The sequence below is a fragment of the Acinetobacter sp. CFCC 11171 genome, from assembly GCF_003268405.1.
Lineage (GTDB): Bacteria > Pseudomonadota > Gammaproteobacteria > Pseudomonadales > Moraxellaceae > Acinetobacter > Acinetobacter amyesii.
Map to the genome: position 1 here is coordinate 1 of NZ_LQXP01000027.1, position 20,579 is coordinate 20,579.

Below are 20,579 nucleotides of genomic sequence, written 5' to 3' on the forward strand. Positions count from 1 at the left end.
GCATTCCAAATAATAAAAATACAAAGTGTAAAAAACCATATATTAGCTGTAATTACTATCGTAAGCACTGCCAATATAAATAAGATAAAACCCAAATTTAGGTTTAAAAATAATATAGTTGAAGTTCTTATTGGTAGTTGTACTTTCATTGGCAACTGCTTGAATAAAATATTACCATCATTCAATTTTTCGTTATATTTAAAGTAAAAACAAATTGCCAGTATTAAGAATGATATTAAACTAATGAATGTAAAATGTTTTTCCCATATTTGCCAATTAGATAAAAAATATATAAAAATGACCGTAAATATTGAAATTGAACAATACATCGTAAGTAAGGAATTTAAAAAAATATGCATTCTCATTGTTTGTTTAATCTAGTAATTTTTTAATGGTATAACTATACTTAATTATTGATAAATTTAAAGCGTCATGATGAAATGTCTTTGTAAAACTATCTCATCATGCTCTGGAAAATTAATTTTTATTTAATGATTTTTAAATAAGATTTAATATTTTTCAATGTTTTATAGGTTTAGTTATCTGCTTTCTCATAGGTATGTAGTGAATTCCCCATTGCTGAGTTAATTCACCTACAATCTCAAAGCCAAATTTTTTATAAATTTCTAAAGCATAGAAACTCGAATTTACCGTAATATGCTCAGGCTCATGCTGCATTATTACGCTTTCTATAAACTCCCACATTTGACGTCCAAAACCTTGGCCATGATATTCAGGTTTCAAGAAAAAATGCATGAGATGTGCAGGATGCACATAAGCTACATTGCCAACGATTTCTTGATTTATTTCAGCAACAAAATAATGGATTAAATCACGCTCAAATATATGTTTGAGCATGTGGGGCTTAAAGCGCTCACGACCTTCTTCACTGCAAATAACATCATCGACAAATGGTTCAATGACTGCCGCGATTCCATCAACATCCTCTACACAGGCTGGGCGTATGATCATTTTTAGCATGTTGTTTTCTTTATAAAAGTAATCCTTAAACTTCCTCCGTCAAAGAAAATAAACTTTCTTAAAAGAGTCATTTAATGAATTATCGCTTTTAGCTGTTATTTTTCAATACGTTTAAAAGTTACTTCAGCTAAATTTAAAGTAGATGTTGTATATACAATATGCAATTGTCATTCAAATATTTTTCAGCACAATTTTAAAATATATGTGAGGCATAAATGCTGAATGAATTCAGAAAACATAAAAATCCCCCACGTTTGGAGGATTTTTTACTTTATTTATTGAATAGCCATTATTTTTAATACACATCACGGCGGTAACGACCTGCTTTACGCAGTGTATGCAGTTGTTTAATGCCCAGTATCTCTTGCAAAGTGGCATCTACCGCTTTGGCCATATTCAAACTGCCGCAGATATAGAGACAAGCCCCTTGCTCTAGCCAATCAATCGATTCAGCTTTTTTACAACTAGGACATCTTGCACATACTTTTCAGCAAATCCATCACGAGAAAATACCCGATCGATTTCTGCAATTTTACCTTGGTTTTGTAATTCATGCAGTTCATCAGCAAAAATTGCATCGAAATCTTGTTGATGCTCACCATAAATTAACCTGTTTTGATAGTGCACCGTTGCGACACGTTGCTAAAGATGTGAAAGCAAACCCGCCATTCCTGAGCCATTGCCAATCATAATTGCCGACTTAACGCCCTCTGCTAAGTGAAAATTTGGATTCGCACGAATATAGGCATGAATACATTGTCCAAGTTTTAAATCTTGTGTTAATAAACCAGAACCTAAACCTAGTTCATCGCCATGCTGCTCTTGACGTACGACGAGCTCTAAATCTTTTTAATTAAATAGAGTTTGATAATTTCACGCTTATACTAAACGACTGAATAAAGACTATAATAAAAATTAAAAATTCATTCGCCATTTGCGAAATCTTCGAGCAATCATGTCCAAAAATCTTGCAACGCTGATTGGATTCAGTGCAATCTTACAATGGTCTTCTATTGTTGGTTTACTTAAGAAAATTAGTTTCAGTATTGGCCCTGATCTTGCTGTGCTCTTTATGTATACCTTGAGCGCAATTATTCTATTGCTCTTATTTAAAATTCCAAACCTTAAACTGGTTCCGCGCCAATTTTTGATATATGCCACCCTTTTATTTGTGATTTATGAGTTGTGTTTTTCGTATGCCATTGCTTTGGCTCAAACAGCTCAACAAGCGATTGAAATCAGTTTGGTCAATTATTTATGGCCGAGTCTGACAATTGCCGCGTTAATATTATTTAAAGAATTAAAATTTAACTTTTTCGTAATCATTGGTTTAGCCATTAGTTTGGGCGGCATTATTTTGATCCAAACGGGTAATGGAAGTTTTAACTGGTCTACAGTCTTTACGAACATTCAGTCCAATCCATTAAGCTATTTTCTTGCTTTTATGGGCGCGAGTTTATGGTCACTCTACTGTGTGATTACCCGTAAATACAGTCATGGACATAACCCTATTTCATTCTTTTTCGTCGTGATCACCATTGTGCTATGGCTAAAAATGTTGATATTTCACGGTATCCCGCGAATGCCTGCCGTAGACTTACATACCGGTAAGTATATGTTAATCGTGTCCATCGTGACCGCATTGGGCTATGCAGCGTGGAATGTAGGTATTATAAAAGGCAATATTACGATATTGGTGACTTTATCGTATTTTAGTCCGATTTTTTCTTCGGTTATTTCAATGTTTATATTACAGACACCACTGAGTTTAAGTTTTTGGCATGGTGCCATTTTGGTGACATTAGGTTCGCTGGTATGTTGGATTTCAACCAGTTGGCCACAAATAAAAGCAAAATTAATGCAATTGCGTCATGAATAATATGGCGCAGTTAATTGCCTCTGATTATCTTAAACTGAATAACAAAACCGCGATTAGGCACAGCATGTGAAGTAACTGTGTTGGTGCAAAATATAGAAAATATTTCCATCCACCTGTGAGAAATGCATTCACACATTTTGAAATCGCATGGGCTGATAATCCAATCACCACAGCATAAACCAATGTTAAATTGTCGATATTACCTTGCATCACCACGGTTGCCATAGCTGCATGGACTTCAAAGAGTGATGCTAATAATGTCCCTAAAATTAAACCTTTATCACCTAAAGCGAGATTTAATCCATAAACAAGTGCTTGGATCAAAGTAAGCGTGATGGCAATGATTGCCGCCTGTTTTAAGCTAAACATTCGACTATCGGTCTTTTCTAACTGTGCTGGTTCATTCGCCTCTACATGAAGCATTTCGGGTTCTGACTCTTTATTATGCTGAACTGGAGATGAGCCATAAATCAGATATAGCGCAGCAAGGACCAATATCAAGATGCCGACGATACTTGGTATAACTAATATTTTAAACCAAGCAAAACTCACCCCAAGGACAATGATCAAAAGTTGAACCAATGTCGCAACACATGAAAAAAGTCCTGCCCCTGCATTACTTTTGGCACTGGCTTTTCCTGCTCGCACTTCCATGCCTAAGCTTGCGATTGTTGCTGTGCTCGACACAAAACCTGATGCCAAGGCCGATAAAATAATGGCTTTATCAGAAGATAGAAGCCGCTTGGCGATGTGCGCTAATGACTGCACCACCAAGATCAATATCAGTAATTTTAAAATCACATAGGGATTTAATACAGAACCCCAATAGGCCTGATTCGGCGTTAAAGGTAAGGCAATTAGGATCAATGCCAGTAAAAAGACCCCATCTCTTAACTCATAGTCTTTGATCCAATGTGCTGCAAAATGATGTAAGCCTTTTTTTCCAACTAATATGAGGGTCAACACCACAGCCAAACACGCAGCCAATGGAATATTAAATACACAAGCAGCGCCGATTAAATAGGTCATAACAAAAGCAAGTTCTGTGGTTGTGCCAATATCTTGTTTTTGTTGACTTAATCCATAATAGCTAAACATACTGACGACAATTGCACCGATCGCACCAACAGCTAAATGTATTAAAAAACACAATGCTCCAAACAACGCACAAATGGTAAATGAGCGTAAACCAGCAAAACTCTGTTCACTGTCCAAATTGTTGTTACGTTGACGCTCCAAACCGATGAGCAATCCACAGCCTAAAGCCGAAGCTAAAATAGTTAACAATGCGGGGAAGGATAAAGTTTGTATGAGTATTTCCAAATTTAAGCCCTCCCATCAATACATTGTTTATTTTGGCAATATAAATAAAAAATAAAAAAAAAATTTAACGCTAAAATTTGAAAAATAAATATATAGATTGAACAACTTGAGCATTTTCAATCATGTTCCAAGTTTAGTCATCCTTTAAATCATAAACAATTCCATGTTAAATATCCTAGTGAACATGGAATATTTCTCATATTTTAATTAAAAATATATTCGAAAAACTGACTTAAATTCGGCCTCTATTTGCTTTCATGAATGTTTAAAGCACACATTAAGCCCAAATCACCATAATCGCCGCAATCACCACTAAGGCTAATCCCCAATGATCGGTTCTTGCGAGTTTTTCCTTAAAGAAATATGCAGAGATTAATAGACTAAATAAGATTTCGATTTGACCTAGGGTTTTAACAATCGCAACCGTTTGCATGCTCATAGCAGTAAACCAACCCAAGGACGCTAGAAAGCTACAGACACTAACGCGAAAGGTCAAACCGACTCTATCCCACATGGCAATGAGCGTTTTGCGGCTAAATAGACTGAGGTAGAGCAGCATAATCACACATTGAAAGCCAATTACACTCAACAATACCCACGCCGCACGATGCAAAGTCGGTAAATCACTTAGCTCTAAACTGGCTTCACGAACCAATAAAGAGGTAATAGCAAAACTTAATCCACTCCCTACACCGATGCATAAAGTTGGCAAAGATAACTTTTGTCGTTGAGAACCTTTGCTTAAAAGAAAAACGGCAACACCACCAACCAAAACACCAATCCAACCAAATAAACTTAAATGTTCACTTAAGAAAATCACCCCAACAATGGCCGCAAATATCGCTTCACTTTTCGCTAAACCAACACCAATGGCATAATTCTTTTGTTTAAAAAGCAAGACCATTAAAATCGTCGCTAAAATTTGACTTAGTCCTGCAATCACCACATAGACCCAAAACATAGTTGTAAATGTGGTCACCTGAGTCACAGGCTGTTGTTGGTACAGCACATATAAATAAATGCAGGCAAATGGGAGTCCAAAAATAAACCGTGCAAGGGTGACACCATACACATCAACAGTGGTACTGAGTTGTTTTTGAAATGCATTGCGCCATGACTGCATAAAAGCAGCCATTAAAGTGAACAAGATCCAAACTGGAAACATAAGAAAGGTGGTTTAACGGTGGATGCCTCATCAATTTACGCTTTTATTGAATTGAATGCGACCCAACACGGCTAGATTATTCATTGAACTTGGTTATGGATTCGTTGAAAAAAATTTATTTAAAAACCTCATATTAAGAATATGGTATTTATCAAAATTTATGTTTTTATAAAAAAATGCAAAGGCATGTTACCTTTGCGTTTTACTCTTTACTAATATTTAGTTAGTGACTTATATTAAGTTAGCTTTCTAGTAATACAGCACCAAATTGCTCACGTAGATCTTTTTTCAGCATTTTACCTGTTCCGCTCAAAGGAATAGCATCCACAAAAATCACTTTATCTGGCACCTGCCATTTAGCAACTTTATCTGCATAATAATCCAAAATTTCTGTATCAGATAAATCGACATCTGGCTTTTTAATTGCAATCAAAACAGGACGCTCATCCCATTTCGGATGGGTCGCTGCAATCACTGCCGCCATTGCAATTTTAGGATGTCCCATAGCTAAATTTTCTAACTCAACAGAAGAAATCCATTCACCGCCCGATTTGATCAAATCTTTTGAACGGTCACTAATTTTTAAGAAACCATCTTCGTTCAGGGTTGCAATATCCCCGGTATCAAACCAACCATCTGAGGTTAATGCAGATTCTGTTTTGCCAAAGTAATTGCCAATAATCCAATGCCCTTGGATCTGTAAATTACCCGTCGTTTCGCCATCACGTGCAACTTCGTGTGTACCGTTTTCTTCATCGGTAATACGTAAATCGACCCCGAATGGTGGACGACCTTGAGACAATCTTACTTGTAATTGTTCTTCTTCAGATAATAATAAATGTTTGGCTTTAAACTGGTTTGAAGAACCTAATGGACTGGTTTCAGTCATCCCCCAAGCATGAATCGTTTCACAGTTAAATTGTTCTTTAAAGACTTTTAACATCGCAGGAGGACAAGCAGATCCACCAACCACATTACGCACTAAACTTTGGAGCTGACTGCCCGCTTGCTGCGCAGCATTGATTAATCCCTGCCAAATCGTTGGAACACCCAATGCAACGGATACTTTATAGTCATCAATCATTTGCGTCAGGCTTGCTCCATCTAAACCTGGGCCTGGCAGCACTAAAGTACATCCCACCATTGCCGCAGCATATGGCGTACCCCATGCATTGACATGGAACATCGGCACAACAGGCATCATAATATCTCGCGCTGAGATATTTAATGAATCCGGCATACAAATCGCATAACTGTGTAAGACTGTTGAACGATGACTATACAACACGCCTTTCGGATTGCCTGTGGTACCCGAGGTATAACATAACGAACTAGCCGATAATTCATCTAATTCTGGCCATGTATAGTCTGCAGATTGCGCCGCGATGAGTTCATCATAAAACTTCACATCGGGCACCGCTTCAACAATCGCTGCATCTGGTCCATCTAAACAAATAAAATGTTCAACAGATTTTAATAATGGTTTTACTGCTTTGATTAAAGGCAAAAAGGTTTTATCAAATAACATCACGCGGTCTGCGGCATCATTGATGATAAAAATTAATTGTTCTGGAAATAAACGTGGATTAATGGTGTGACATACATAACCACTACCTGAAATAGCGTACCAAGACTCTAAGTGACGATGGTTATTCCAAGCGATGGTCGCAACACGATCCCCTAAATTTAAACCGAGTGATGCAAGAACATTGGCAAATCGTTTTGAATTTTTATGGACTTCACCCCAAGTGGTTTTCGTAATCGTCGAGTCTGTATTTTTTGAAATGACTAAACTATCCGCATGATAGCGACCCGCATGTTCAATCATGCTACTAATCAAAAGCGGTTTAAACATCATATTACCAAGCATTCTTTGCTCCCACATTCATCCATATTGAGTTGTTGTTTTTCCGCACTGTCCTGCAGATTTTTTAAAACTTTGCACCATGTCAAAAGTGATTGTTCTTTATCGACAAGGTTAAAGCAGTAGATATGAAACGCATATCCAAAACTGATTCTTATGTTTTAACCTTAATTGATTTTAGAATCCACTGTTTTATTGCTCAAAATATGAATGCTTTAGTGGTATAAAATGCAAAAATTAAAGCTTTAGCCCTATTCAAAATATAGTCTTATTTAGTTATAACACTGCTGCTTTAAAAAATGTCGTTTTCAGTTATCAAATAATCGACTGAGTCAATTAGCATAAAAAAACCCAGTCTAGATACACTGGGTTCATTCGTTGCATTAGCCGTTGTAGTTAAGTTGAAATAGTTACAGCACTTCAAACTCAATACGACGGTTTTTCTTACGGCCTTCAGGCGTAGCATTGTCTGCTACAGGCTTATTTGAGCCCATCCCTTCAGTACTTAAGTTCGCCGCCGCAATATTCTTTGAAATCAGGTAGTTTTTAACTGCATTAGCACGATCTTGGCTTAAACTTAAGTTTTTCTCAGGATTCCCTGAGCTGTCTGTGTGACCAATAATTCGTACTTTTTTCCCACCGACGCGATTCAGTGCGATAACCATTTCATCTAAGATCTGTACCCCAGATGGTGCTAAAATCGCGCTTCCAGATTCAAATTCAATAATACGATTACGTAAAGCCGCATCAATAATGGCCTGTTCAGCCTGATTGACAGAAAGCTGTGCATTGAAACGAAAAGGTGCTGTGACCAAAGACTGAAACTTGGTGGTCGTGGGTTGGATATCATCTTGATTTGACATCTTTCCACTTAAATCGACTTGCGTTCCGCGTACAGAGAGTTTCCCCTGTTTTACTTTCTTTAAGTCATCATTAATCATCTGGCTTACGCTATTGCCCCAACCATTGGGTGCAGTAACCGCTCGAACCTGAATTTTATCAACCACATTTGCCTGACCATAAGTCAAATAGGCTTTATTTAATATTTCTTGCTTGGTTGCTTCATTCGGTACAGCGCCTTCAATCACAATAGGCTCTGCCCAGAGCAAAGCCGAACAGCCTAAAATGCATACACTCGCAAGAAATTTGGGCAACATTGGTAAGATTCTTTGCATCATTATTCTTCTATAAAAGTCTGTCTAAAAAGTTTAATGCCATGAATAAGGCTGATCTGACGCTCACTCAAAGACTGTTCCAAAACGGCTAAGCCTGCATTTTGTTCAAGATAAGGATCAATCCAACTGGCATCGATCAGGGAAACCCAATGATCACTTTGCATATTTTGGGTGAAAACATCACTCAGCGCTGTAATATCAGCACCTTGAAAACCAAACAGTAAAACAGGTGAATCACTGTGTAGGATGCCAATGAGTAACTCAGCATCTTGGTTTTCGACAAAACGACTAATTAAATTGACCCAAAACGCCGCAATTTCATAGCAGTAACTAATATTATTGATTGGTAAGATCAGCACTTTATTCAACCGAGACGTACCCTGATGAATAATCGGTTGTAGCAGCAAACCGAGACCAATCATGCTTTGCGCCAACTGATAAGGCGTAAAATTCAATAAACGTGCAAATGAATGCAACGTATGATGCTCATAAAAAGAAGAGGTTTCTTCTGTCCCGAACACTTGAATTTCGTTATTCAGTTTGCCTAATTTATCGAGCAAAATATCGGGATCGCGAATAGAACGCATCACTCGGTTACGCTGATATAAGTCAATTAAGGTTTGTTTATAACGATAAGGTGCATACAAAATATTATCGAAAGGATCATCGATTTCTAGCAGATGAGCGAGCACCATTGGAAATTGACGCTTTGAACTGTCTTCACTACTAATCAAATTGGCAACCAAAAAACGCTTATCTTTTGGACTGGCAATAAAGAAATCTAATGAAGGCAGTGAGTTATACGCTGCATTAAAATTGTCTGAACGCATAGCGAACTCAAGCGCCTCCGTGATCCACTGATCGATTAACTGAATCAGTGAATATTGTTCACGGCTCTTTAAGAAGTCACCACGAGCTGGACATTTTCCATAATACAGCGGTGTCGTTCTCACTTCATACATCGTCACACTCCTTGTTCTTTTGCACGAATGCCACCGCTCTCATTTTTAAATTCATCATCATGGTGTTGCTGTTCCTTGTACAACACTCATCGGTGAAGTCGCTGGCGCTACAGGCGCTTGTCCTGCAGGCATCGTTTGCGCTGCGACGACACGAACACCTTTATTCGTCACCACTTGATCAACAAGAGTCATACCTGAATAGCCTGAACCTGTAGTTGGGCCAGATGCGTTACCACTTATTAAACGGAAATTCACTTTAACAAACACTTTTGGATTTTGTTTGCTACGCCACACCATTTCAAATGAATTACCATTTTGTGTACGCTGAGCGCCTTCAACCAATCGGTTAATACCATATTCACCCGGCTCATCAAAAATCGTATGCGTTTGACCTTCCAAGTCAATTGCAGTAATACGTGCACCCGGAATTGCCCCTTTATTTGGCCAAACGAAGTTCACCCATTGCTGAACACCGTTTTCATACACCATACGCTGACCATCAATATCAATGGTATATGAAAGCAACTGTGTATTTTCTAATGGGAAGAACTGGAAGTTCGATTGATTGGTTGCCGCAGGTGCTGCTTGACTCAATTCCCCTGTAGCAACGCCATTACTTGGCGCAACATAGCGTTGGAAGTTCGCTACAAATTGTGGATTTAAACCAATGCCCAAATCTTTCCATGTTTTCGTGGTTAAGGTATAGCCTCGACGAATCACCAATGGATCCAAATATTCTTTTACAAAACGAGCGATACTTCCGTTTTCACCAAAAATTTGGCTAATTTCATTACTGGTCGCTTGTAAAGTAGCATTGCTATTAAATGGATATTTAGGTGCAAGATTGGTTGTAAATGGTTGATACGCCTGCATTGCCCACAACTTATTAATTTCGTTTTGAGCTGGAATCAAAAGAACTTCAAATGACTGAGTCACCGGCTGCATAAAGAGTTTTTGAATCAACTGTTGATCTAATTCATTCAGACCCACAGACATTTTTTCATCTACGAATTTTTGTGTGCTATTAAAGACTGAGCTTTGATCATTGATGGTTTGTTTCACCAATGTCATGCTTGCAGGTCCCATATCACCGCCACTCTTCAAATCATTGAACTTACTACGTACTTGACTCAAAGACAGCATGTATTCATCTAAAATAGATTTGTTTTGCTGATCATCACGCTTACGAACTAGTTGATAGAACACATCAAATTCTTTTGCAATAACACCTTGACCGGCTTTAGAAGCAACTTGCTGTGCCTGCTGCGCATCATCACGGCTGAGGACTTTACGTTTAAACCACGCAATAAAACCTTTCTGAGGCGCAGCCAGTTCTGCTTGAACAATTGGATTATCCCAACTGGTTTCTTTCGCAATACGGTCCACCACTTTACGAATTGGCGAATTCTCAGGTTCACCTAAAATATCGATAAAACGTGACTGCTGAGCAACATCTGCACCTTTTCCATAATGCACAGCATTTAAGAATTTACGCCATTCAGCGATATATTCCTGCTTATAAAGTTCGGTTAACTGTTTACTGATCTGATCTGGACTACCACTAAACGTCAGGTCATCAGAGCGATTGGTATTGAGTACCCAATCTTGAGTATCTGTCGGATTATTCGCAGCTTGGTTAATCGCATCTTTTACATAATCATTCCATGCTTGGTAAGTAAAAATACCCGGCAAGGCATAACTACCTAACATGCTGTTTTGGCCTGTTTCACCTAATATTTGCTTAACTGTCACTGCTGGGAAACGTACTGAACCACGCATTTTAATTTCATTATAAACGCGGTCACGTGCAGGAATACCCATGGTAACAGCTGTTAATAATTGACGTGTTTGATCAACCAATAAAGGATCAGATTCCATTTGCGGGAAAGCAGGATCAGCGGCTAAAGTCATTGCATAAGATAAAACTTGTTCAGCTTTTTGAATCATTTCCCCGCGTGGCATTTGACCACGATTTGAATCTAACCATGAACGCCAGAAACGAGTAACTTGATCACTCAAATGGCTCGATTCCATATATTTATGATTGCTCATCATCAAATACGCCTTCAGTGCATTATATGCATCCTGAGGGTTAGTATCCGATGGTTCTAAATAGGGTTGATTTGATTTCACAGTTTGAGTGATTTGCACATTGACGTGATTTTCTTTCAACGTCGCTTCATTGGCTTTGACACGTTGTAAGTACTGCGCCATATTTTGTTGAGATGGTGCCAATACAATTTGTTGAATACCACGTAAATACTCAACTTTGAGTTTTTCACGGATTTTATTCCCTTGGTATAAACCAAAACTATATTTCAATGGACGATCTTCATCAAAATGATCGAGCTGCTGTAAATGTCCTTGTAATATCAGCAATGCATCCAATTGAGTCGAAAGCTCACTTCCGCTACGGCTTTCCATTTGCACAACTTTGTCTAAGTCAGCTTGAACTTCCGCCACGAGTTGTTGGTTATTACGATACGACCAAACCCATAACCCAAGCACCACAGCAACCAATAACAATGCAGCAATAAATGCCATAAAGCGCTGACGTTTACGTGCAGGATTGATATGTTGTTTAACTAGATTTTTATCTTTTAAAATGACGGTTGAAAAGAGTCCTTTTAAGAAATAACCATGGTCTTGCGAAACAGAATTCGTAGGAATGCCAAACTCACTATCCGTACTTTTCACCAAATGAAAATCTTCAGCGATTTGCTCCGTCATTGGACTTTCAATCACACCTTCTTGCAACGCACTGGTGAAATAGAACCCACGGAATACCGGTTTAAACTGATAAGGGTTGTCTTGAAACAACGTACCAATAAAAGTTTTTAACACTGGCTTTAAACTTTTAAACTCAAGTGGAAATGTCATTACACTTGGAGAAATATTTTGCGAATGACGACGACTCAAGTGCGTAGTACTGACGCTCTTCAAACCATCGTATAAAATTGAATAATGCTTTTCGAACATCTCAACGGCATGCTCAGATGAGTCTGGATCATAAGGTAGTGTTGCACCCCAAACTTGATCAAATTCATCTTTATCATAACAATCAAAAAATTCAGTAAAGCCCGCTATCAAATCCATTTTTGAAAAAACGATATACACTGGCGCAAAAATTTCTAAACGTTCAGTCAAATCCTGTATACGTGCTCGTAAATTTTTGGCTAATTTGATTGATTTTTCAGGGCTTTGACTGACAAGTTCTGCCACAGAAACAATCACAATTAAACCGTTAATCGGCGCTTTAGAACGGTTTTTCTTTAGAATATTTAAGAAACCTAACCATTCTGAATGGTCTTCGGCATAAACTGAATATCGACCTGCGGTATCGAGTAACACACCATCTGTAGAGAAAAACCAATCGCAGTTACGTGTACCACTTAAACCTGCCGACACCATTTTCTGATGAGTTTCTTCAAATGGAAATCTAAGGCCAGAATTATAAATCGCTGAACTTTTACCCGCTGCTGGGTTACCAATCACCATGTACCAAGGTAATTCATATAGCGCTGCATTACCCTTTTTATCGCCAAGTTTTGATTTACGGATAAGTTGAATCGAGTCTTTCATTTGCTGATTGATCAGCGCAAGTTCTTCTTTATTCTTTTGTTTGCCGTATTCAGCTTCATTATCTTTGGCAATCGCCTCAGCAAGCTCTTCGCCTTGCTGTTTATGACGATAATGTTGTACTAACTCATAAATACCCCACAGAATTAATCCGAGAATATAAACAGCAACCACAATGTAAAAAGTCTTTTGTGGAATCGAATTATGCATGGCAACAATGGCCACAAAAAATGACAAAGCCACCATCGCTTTAGGATTGGTGACGTACTGCCAAACATAACCGAGGATCGTATAAAATAGTGTGTTCACAATGTTCTCAATTTCGTCTTAATTCTAATTAAACAGTTTCTTGTTCAAGTTCATCTTCTACTGAAAATGCTTGAATAAAAGCAAATGTCGATTCTTGGTCTGTGCTATAAATCATAGCAGTTAACTCTTCTGGCAAGTGCATACCCAACATGAATCCAAAAATTTTTGCCAATTGCTGGGTATTTCCAAGATTCTGTTTTGTATATAAAAAATGATAGGTTTCAATCGCGGTTTCATTAAATTTATGCTGTAATTTTTTCACCACTTTCATATCAGTTGCATCATCTAACATCAATAAAAAGGGTTGTTCTTGATCATACTGATCTAAATTATTCAGTGCTTTAAGCTCTAAATTACGTTTCAACTCAGGCTCATGTGCCACCACTTGTAGCACTTTATTTGGAGTTAAACCTCGAACTTGAACCTCTGAAGCAGCCAAACACCAACTCGATGCAAACTCTGCAGCAATGTATTTTTCTTGTAACCACATCTTTTCATCAATCCATTCTTGGTCGATTTCAGAGTCAGCATTGAGAATCAAACTGACTTCAAACTTTTGTTTTGAAATCATCTCTAAAATGCTTAACCATTCTGAATAAGCGACTTGAGTGCCGATAAAATGTGGCTCGATATGAATTTGTTCGGGAATGATCGAAAATCCGTCAGATAGATACTGCTGAATAATTTGAGCATAATCATCATTCCATTGATGAATCAAATTATCAGCAAGCAAAATATGGACATTTAAACGATTTAAACGTGAAACTTGCTGTTCATTGTTCGCCAAATGTTCTGGATGTTCATCTTGCGTATAATCTGGATCCACCCAACCCGGATGCATACGGTACTGATATGCCAATTCACTATCATAAAAGAGTGCTGATTGCTTCAGATGCTCTGCAATTAAAAATAGACTTTCAACGTGTTGCTCTAGTTGTTGCTGAATAAGTGACTGGATTCGTTTTTCACGCATGGTGATGGCACTATATTCATCATCTGCTTCTTCATTAGTGAGTTCATCTAAATCTTTGATTCGAAATGAAAGAACAGGCAAACCGTATGCATTAAATAACTTATCATCGAGTTCAGGACTTTTGAATTGTTGAATATCTTGGATAATTTGTTCGTTTTCACCAAAACTATGCCAAGCCGCTGAAGAATAAACATTTAAACGAAATTGCTGTACATCAATAGGCTTCGGTTTTGCTTGTTCAATGGCCTCAAGTTGTTGTTGCTCAGCTTGTTCTTCTGCACGTTTTTCAGCTTCAAGTTTTTTTTCTTTTTGATGTTGAATGCCCTTGTAAAGCAAATAAGGCGACAAAATAATTGCACATAAAGCTAAAGGAAGAAGTAAAAAGTATGTGACTAAATCGAAAGCCGTCGGATCATAGCCTGTATCTCGCCAGTAAAAAATCACGAAAGCAGTACACAAAACAAAAAGCGTACTAAAGGTTCCAATTATTAATTTCAGCATTATTTTGCATTCCCCATTAAGGCATAACAGGTTTCTGTATTATCGACCTGTTTATTCGGCTGTAAAAATGCTCCCTGAGCTAAACCAATTCCGCTCAAAGAATTTAAACACACCGGTTTTATTTCTTCTTTTTGTAAAATTAAGCGCACATCCACCATTAATGTTGGACTACACCAAGTTTGAATCATTTGTTTTAATTTTAGGCTGCGTGCCTGATTCGGTAAAAATGTTAAATAATCTTCATGATTTAAAGGTCCAATCACGATTTCAATTTTTTCGTCAATCTGTTGAATCTTCTCACCACAAAAAGTATTCAGCCCCAATAAGCTCGGCTGAGATCCACCTAAACATGTTCTCTGATCTTCTTCAAATACAAAAGTTTCAGGGATAAATTCTCGAATATCAAATTTCTGCTTAAAGATACAATTCAGCATGGTTTTTAATGCATAAGCTGTATTGTTTTGCCCCTGCATTAAACCTGAGAATTCAGCAAAATAATCATCTAAATCTGGCTGATCATGCTGGCTACTGATATAACCATTTAATGCATGTAAAATATCAAGATAGTGATTATCCTGCTCGATTTCATAACGAATAGGTAAATGATAATTTAAACTGGCATCAACATAATGTGCTGTTAATTTATGATTAAACAGCCCTAAAAACTTTTGTGTTTCGTGTCGCTGATGTCGCCCGCTGAGCTTAATCTTATTGGTATAGCTATAAGGTAATGCACCTTGAATACCCGTTAAACCCACCATTAAATTTGTCAGTTCAACTTTCTCATCGTTGAACTCTAAACTTTCAATTTCAGTGTTCGGGAAGTTCAAATTAAGTGAACTATTAAACTCAAAGTCATTGGCCCAATGGACTTGAGCTGCTCCATAAGGTGCATGTCTTAACAAACGAGTAGCTTGAACAAACTCGTAGGCTTTCGGTTCTTGGAAAAGTCCGTCAATTACAGAGCTTTCTTGCCACCAACGTTCTGCACGCATTGGTATAACTCCTGTTGACTATTTGCATCAAAAACCGAGACATCGACAAAGCTGTTCATATTGACTTTTAAATTAAAGATATGGGCCAGCAATTGACTAAATATATACAGGCTATGCCCTCTAAATATATCCGCATCGATATCGAGCTGTACTTTTAAGCCTCTGACAAATAATGGAAACGGTTTACTATCTACAAGTTTCTGCGTGGTAGAAAACTGAATATTTTTTATGGAATCGATAATAATTTGGTTTTCTTTCGATTTAGGTAAATTATACAATTCCAAAAGTTCTTTAATATGAGAGACCGCATCGCCTTTCATTAAAGACATATTATTCAAAGATAAATGTGAAATAACCCGCCACTGTTCTTGTTTATTTTGCTCAAAATAATACGGTAACGACGGTCGTTTGAGCATCAGGGCACGACGTGCCAAATTACTATCATTCAGTGTTAATGCATTCTGATCTTTATTATAACTTTCGTAAGGTAGCTCACGATTACTACACAAAGTTCAGTACTAATAAAATCGGACTGAGTACTATGCGGGTCTAAAGCACGAGATATGATTGAATAGTTTAATTCCTGATGTTTATTCTTCATCTGCTGCGGATTTAAACTATAAAAAAACTGGACTTTATCCTGATGATAATGACTCATTGCAAAAAAAGGCAGTACCGGATAATACACTTCATCTTGGTTACTTTTTTCACGCACCATATTCATTTTTAAAATGCTATAGGCTTGAAAATATTCAGGATGGTGTGCATCTGTCACCAATGGATATTCCATTCGCTTATGATTAATCTTTTGCGGCTCTGCTTGTTTATTGAAAAGATTAACAATTGGTGTAGCAAACAATTTAAAATTTGCAGCATTTAATTCAGAATAATTTCGAATCGCTGCTTGATCATTTAAATTGAGTTTAAAGTGCATTTGAACATCAAATTCACTATGTTCTAAACTTAAAAACTTAATGAAATCTAAATTTAGATTTAAAAAATTGAATTTTTCAGGAACACAAAAATATTCCATCAGTAAACGATATGCATGATGCGTATGCTGATCGATAGGAAGAACACTTTGAACTTCTTCAAAGCCCATAATTTCAAATGGATTGGCAATATCAAAAATGTGCTGCCCTACACGAATCGAAAAACTTGTAGTGGATTTAAAAATACTATCCAAAACCTGCAAAGGAAAATTAGAAATAGCGTCTAAAAAGATCGGCAAAGTTTCATTTTTGAGTAAAGCGTGCTTATTCGAAAAAATTTCAAATCCTAAGCTCAATGTGGCATTTTGATTTAAATGCATATGTGCCGATGGATGAGTTTTGAAATTGAGCTGTTTTAATTGAATCGGTAATAATGTGACTTCTTGTACCGTCTGATATTCACATTGAACACCGCGCGTACTTTTGGCTTTTAGACTGGTCGCCTTTGGAATAACGTGTCGATCTGTTAATTGCTTAATTTTATTTATATCTTCGAAGCTCACCACAGAACATGCAGGAAATGGTTTTAAATATTGAGGAAACATCACCTCAAAAATTGATCGGGTAAAAACGTCATAACTATCTGCAAGTTTTTTATCAATCCGTGCAGAAATTAAAGAAAAGGCTTGAATTAAACGCTCAATATGCGGGTCATCTATTTGTTCTTGGTTTAAAGACAAACGCTGGGCGATTTTGGGGTATTTACTGGCAAACTCACGGGACTGTTGTCCAAATTCCTGTAGTTGTTTTTCGTAATACGGTAACAGCTCTTCAATCACAGATAACCCACTTCATTAAGCTCTTGGAGAAATAACATATTGTTGTGTTGTTGGTTTTAATAAGGCATCAAAAATAACTGGTTCGTATAAAGGATGAATATTTAAATATGCCTGAATACTTAAACATAGTGCCCCCATATTATGGCCATCCATGAGCATTTCGACTCGAATCTGTTTTAAACGCGGTTCATGTGCAGCAATCGATTGCTCAATTGACTGGCAAATTTTGTCGCGATCCGATGGATTTGCTGTCGATAAGCCCACAAAATCGATAATGCCAAATTGCAAAATAGACTTTTTTGCTAATGGAAAGTCATCAATCAGTTCATCTAATTTTGCCACACGACTATTGAGGAGATCCTCTAAATCGGAAGCAACAGATTCACGAAGTTCTTGCAAAGACAGACCTTGAGTCTGTTGAGCATCAGCTGGTAATAAGCGGTCAAATAATGTCGTTCTAAAACCATAAGGATAAAGCTGATCGAGATTCATATCTTCTTATAAATATTTAAAAAAATGAAAATAGAGGCTACCCAAGTTAGCCTCTATCTGAATCCATCTATTACGCTGCGTATGAAGCAGTGTTGTTAGATAATGACCACTTCTTAGTAACAGCACCTTTCGCAGTACCGTTAATATCTTGTTGGTTATATGTCCACTCTACTGCAGCATATTTCAAACCAAATGATTCGTGTGGAACACCTTCATCATTTACAGTTGGAGTCACGCTAGAAACCAACACATGTTTCAGTTTGATTTGAAGATATTTAATACGTTTGTCGCCATTCGCACGGTAGAAATCAATTTGAACTTCATCAAATGTATAACCTGCTGAACATGCTTCCCAAAGTTTAGGGCTTGTCGCGTCTAAATCTTTAACAAAAACCATGTCAGAATGCTCTACACGTTCTGCAGTGTGACCACCCACACTTGAAGAAGTCGCAGATTTAGGTTGACGGATGTTATGCGTCCAAGAGTTTACTTCTAACCAACTCTTGTGCTCTGCATCACGAGATTCGCCGTCTACTTTGTACTTACCACGAAATTGAATGTATATATCTTTCATTGTTCTGAATACCTATTTATTTAAAGTTATTATAGTGTTGACCCAAAATTAATTTGAGGACTGAGGTAACTCGGTCACAAGTCGTAATGAAACAGACAACTCATCCAACTGGAAATGTGGTCTTAAGAAAACCACAGATTTGTAGTGACCAGGCAAAGCTGGATTTTCTACAACTTTTACAGAAGCTTCACGCAATGGATACTGAGCTTTAGCTTCTTGAGATGCACCATCATCAAGTAATACATATTGCGACAACCATTCATTTAAGAAGGTCTCAACATTACCCGCTGATGCAAAACTACCCACTTTGTCACGCATCATTGCTTTTAAATAATGTGCAATACGTGAAACTGCCATGATGTATTGGATCTGGCTAGACAATGCAGAGTTGGCATTTGCTGTATCGCTATCATATTTTTTAGGTTTTTGCGTCGATTGCGCACCAAAAAATGCTGCATAATCCGTATTTTTGCAGTGTACCAACGGAATAAAACCAAGATCACTCAGTTCTTTTTCACGACGGTCAGTAATGGCAATTTCAGTTGGGCATTTAAAGACCACTTCGCCATCATTGGTTTTGAACGTATGGACAGGCAAGCCTTCAACTAAACCACCACCTTCTACACCACGAATCGCAGCACACCAACCATGCATATCAAATGCATTGGTTAAACGCGTACCAAAGGCATAAGCCGCGTTCATCCATAAATATTCATTATGGTTTTCACCCGAAACTTCTTCAACGAAGTTAAAGCCTTCAGTGGCAATACCTTCTTTTGGATCATATGGCAAACGACCTAGTACACGTGGCATTGTCAATGCAACATAACGTGCATCATCACTTTCACGGAATGAACGCCATTGTACATATTCAGCGGTTTCAAAGATTTTAGATACATCACGCGGACGATCAATATCAGTAAAAGACTCTAGTCCCAACATATTCGGGCTAGCAGCCGAAATAAACGGTGCATGTGCAGCCGCAGCGACATGTGAAATTTGCTCAAGCAAATACATATCAGATGGAGTACGGTCAAACTCAAAGTCACCAATCAATGTTGCATAAGGCGCACCACCGAATGATCCATATTCTTCTTCATAGATTTTTTTGAACAACGTGCTTTGGTCAAAATCGGTCGCACCTTGGAAATCTTTAATCAATTCTTTTTTCGTCGTATTTAACATACGAATTTTTGTTAAAGAATTTGAAGGTGTTTCTTGGCAGAAATAATACAAACCACGCCATGTCGATTCAATTTTTTGAAATTCAGCATGGTGCATGATTTTACTTAACTGAGATGAAATCAACGCATCAATTTCAGCAATACGCTTATCAATTGATAAAGTCATATTGTCTGAAACGGTGATGGTACCTGCCATCACTTCTTTAGCAAGTTCACCAATCAAACTTTTTGCACGATCATGTTCTTGATCTGTACGCGCGATACGACTTTGTTCGACAATTGAATCTAAAAGTGAATATTCTTCGGTTGCTTCAACGTTTACAGCAGTTGCAGTATTATAATTACTCATTTTCTGCCTCCACGCTCAACTTACGAATTTGATCAGTGTTATGTAACACTTCATCCAATAAATCTTCTAAGCGTTCATTATTTGAAATTTTATTACGCAAGTCAGACAGACGCTCACGCGCAGCAACTAACTTTTGTAGTGGATCAACCTGTTGTACAACTTGCTCAGGAGTAAAATCGGCCATGCTCTTAAATGTAAGATCTACCGACATTTTTCCACCGTCTTCAGTCAAGGTATTTTCAACTTGAAAATTAGCACGTGGCGCTAAAGACTCCATGACTTCATCAATATTATCTAAATCAACATTAATGAATTTCTTGTCTTTTAATTTGGTTTTCTCTACTTCAGATGCCGCTGAGAAATCACCTAACACCCCTACAACGAATGGTAATTCTTTAATTTCTTTACCGTCGCCAACTTCAACATCGTAAGTCAATTGAACACGAGGAGGACGAATTCGTTGAAGTTTTTTCTGTACACTTTCACGTTTTGCCATGAGTGCT

Annotated in this window: 15 protein-coding genes and 1 pseudogene; 1 reads left to right on the forward strand and 15 read right to left on the reverse strand. The window is 37.5% G+C overall.

Going from position 1 to position 20,579, the window contains the following annotated elements:
• Nucleotides 1-519: 519 nt before the first annotated feature.
• Nucleotides 520-972: a GNAT family N-acetyltransferase gene (locus AVJ20_RS12715; protein WP_111885494.1), complete on the reverse strand. Its 453-nt coding sequence runs from the start codon at nt 970-972 to the stop codon at nt 520-522.
• A gap of 441 nt (nt 973-1,413) precedes the next feature.
• Nucleotides 1,414-1,608 carry a hypothetical protein gene (locus AVJ20_RS12720; protein ID WP_111885465.1) on the reverse strand — a complete coding sequence of 65 codons (195 nt, stop codon included), beginning with the start codon at nt 1,606-1,608 and terminating at the stop codon, nt 1,414-1,416.
• 328 nt (nt 1,609-1,936) lie between these two features.
• Here AVJ20_RS12720 and yddG point away from each other — a divergent pair, with 328 nt between their 5' ends.
• On the forward strand, nt 1,937-2,860 hold the full coding sequence (gene yddG / locus AVJ20_RS12725; RefSeq protein ID WP_111885466.1) for an aromatic amino acid DMT transporter YddG: 924 nt from the start codon (nt 1,937-1,939) through the stop codon (nt 2,858-2,860).
• Between the two features lie 24 nt (nt 2,861-2,884).
• Here the strand turns inward: yddG and AVJ20_RS12730 are convergent, their stop codons facing one another.
• The 13 genes and pseudogenes from AVJ20_RS12730 to tssB all read right to left on the reverse strand — a co-directional run bounded on the left by AVJ20_RS12730 (nt 2,885) and on the right by tssB (nt 20,572).
• Entirely contained in the window at nt 2,885-4,183 is a 1,299-nt protein-coding gene (locus AVJ20_RS12730; RefSeq protein ID WP_111885467.1) for an MgtC/SapB family protein, read from the reverse strand.
• A 277-nt stretch (nt 4,184-4,460) separates the two neighbouring features.
• The gene (locus AVJ20_RS12735; protein ID WP_111885468.1) at nt 4,461-5,348 is read right to left on the reverse strand and encodes a DMT family transporter; all 888 of its coding nucleotides are present in this window, start codon (nt 5,346-5,348) and stop codon (nt 4,461-4,463) included.
• A 241-nt stretch (nt 5,349-5,589) separates the two neighbouring features.
• Nucleotides 5,590-7,218, reverse strand: a complete 1,629-nt coding sequence (locus tag AVJ20_RS12740; protein ID WP_111885469.1) for a long-chain-fatty-acid--CoA ligase — start codon at nt 7,216-7,218, stop codon at nt 5,590-5,592.
• Nucleotides 7,219-7,622: 404 nt separating this feature from the next.
• Complete coding sequence (locus AVJ20_RS12745; RefSeq protein ID WP_228157211.1) at nt 7,623-8,369, reverse strand: OmpA family protein; 747 nt, start codon at nt 8,367-8,369, stop codon at nt 7,623-7,625.
• A 20-nt stretch (nt 8,370-8,389) separates the two neighbouring features.
• Nucleotides 8,390-9,349 carry a type VI secretion system-associated protein TagF gene (gene tagF / locus AVJ20_RS12750; RefSeq protein ID WP_078190765.1) on the reverse strand — a complete coding sequence of 320 codons (960 nt, stop codon included), beginning with the start codon at nt 9,347-9,349 and terminating at the stop codon, nt 8,390-8,392.
• Between the two features lie 57 nt (nt 9,350-9,406).
• Nucleotides 9,407-13,237, reverse strand: a complete 3,831-nt coding sequence (gene tssM, locus AVJ20_RS12755; RefSeq protein ID WP_111885471.1) for a type VI secretion system membrane subunit TssM — start codon at nt 13,235-13,237, stop codon at nt 9,407-9,409.
• 28 nt (nt 13,238-13,265) lie between these two features.
• Nucleotides 13,266-14,711 (reverse strand): hypothetical protein, encoded by a 1,446-nt coding sequence (locus AVJ20_RS12760; RefSeq protein WP_111885472.1) that lies wholly within the window; start codon nt 14,709-14,711, stop codon nt 13,266-13,268.
• The gene (gene tssG, locus AVJ20_RS12765; protein ID WP_111885473.1) at nt 14,711-15,706 is read right to left on the reverse strand and encodes a type VI secretion system baseplate subunit TssG; all 996 of its coding nucleotides are present in this window, start codon (nt 15,704-15,706) and stop codon (nt 14,711-14,713) included. The genes AVJ20_RS12760 and tssG overlap by 1 nt, the downstream gene beginning before the upstream one ends.
• Nucleotides 15,670-17,477 (reverse strand): annotated as a pseudogene (gene tssF / locus AVJ20_RS12770) (type VI secretion system baseplate subunit TssF). Before tssF ends, tssG begins: the two are co-directional and overlap by 37 nt.
• 15 nt (nt 17,478-17,492) lie before the next feature.
• Nucleotides 17,493-17,969 carry a type VI secretion system baseplate subunit TssE gene (tssE, locus tag AVJ20_RS12775; protein ID WP_078190770.1) on the reverse strand — a complete coding sequence of 159 codons (477 nt, stop codon included), beginning with the start codon at nt 17,967-17,969 and terminating at the stop codon, nt 17,493-17,495.
• Nucleotides 17,970-18,039: 70 nt separating this feature from the next.
• Complete coding sequence (locus tag AVJ20_RS12780) at nt 18,040-18,543, reverse strand: Hcp family type VI secretion system effector (RefSeq protein WP_078190771.1); 504 nt, start codon at nt 18,541-18,543, stop codon at nt 18,040-18,042.
• A gap of 48 nt (nt 18,544-18,591) precedes the next feature.
• A complete protein-coding gene (gene tssC / locus AVJ20_RS12785) occupies nt 18,592-20,076 on the reverse strand; it encodes a type VI secretion system contractile sheath large subunit (RefSeq protein ID WP_111885474.1) in 1,485 nt (494 codons plus the stop codon).
• Complete coding sequence (gene tssB / locus AVJ20_RS12790) at nt 20,069-20,572, reverse strand: type VI secretion system contractile sheath small subunit (RefSeq protein WP_078193364.1); 504 nt, start codon at nt 20,570-20,572, stop codon at nt 20,069-20,071. Before tssB ends, tssC begins: the two co-directional genes overlap by 8 nt.
• Nucleotides 20,573-20,579: the final 7 nt, after the last annotated feature.

Excerpts from the sequence above, each read along its gene's own strand:
- AVJ20_RS12740 (WP_111885469.1), bottom strand. The coding sequence starts at position 7,218 with ATGCTTGGTAATATGATGTTTAAACCGCTTTTGATTAGTAGCATGATT.
- tagF (WP_078190765.1), bottom strand. The coding sequence starts at position 9,349 with ATGTATGAAGTGAGAACGACACCGCTGTATTATGGAAAATGTCCAGCT.
- tssC (WP_111885474.1), bottom strand. The coding sequence starts at position 20,076 with ATGAGTAATTATAATACTGCAACTGCTGTAAACGTTGAAGCAACCGAA.
- tssG (WP_111885473.1), bottom strand. The coding sequence starts at position 15,706 with ATGCGTGCAGAACGTTGGTGGCAAGAAAGCTCTGTAATTGACGGACTT.
- AVJ20_RS12780 (WP_078190771.1), bottom strand. The coding sequence starts at position 18,543 with ATGAAAGATATATACATTCAATTTCGTGGTAAGTACAAAGTAGACGGC.
- AVJ20_RS12745 (WP_228157211.1), bottom strand. The coding sequence starts at position 8,369 with ATGTTGCCCAAATTTCTTGCGAGTGTATGCATTTTAGGCTGTTCGGCT.
- yddG (WP_111885466.1), top strand. The coding sequence starts at position 1,937 with ATGTCCAAAAATCTTGCAACGCTGATTGGATTCAGTGCAATCTTACAA.
- tssE (WP_078190770.1), bottom strand. The coding sequence starts at position 17,969 with ATGAATCTCGATCAGCTTTATCCTTATGGTTTTAGAACGACATTATTT.
- tssB (WP_078193364.1), bottom strand. The coding sequence starts at position 20,572 with ATGGCAAAACGTGAAAGTGTACAGAAAAAACTTCAACGAATTCGTCCT.
- AVJ20_RS12715 (WP_111885494.1), bottom strand. The coding sequence starts at position 972 with ATGATCATACGCCCAGCCTGTGTAGAGGATGTTGATGGAATCGCGGCA.
- AVJ20_RS12735 (WP_111885468.1), bottom strand. The coding sequence starts at position 5,348 with ATGTTTCCAGTTTGGATCTTGTTCACTTTAATGGCTGCTTTTATGCAG.
- AVJ20_RS12760 (WP_111885472.1), bottom strand. The coding sequence starts at position 14,711 with ATGCTGAAATTAATAATTGGAACCTTTAGTACGCTTTTTGTTTTGTGT.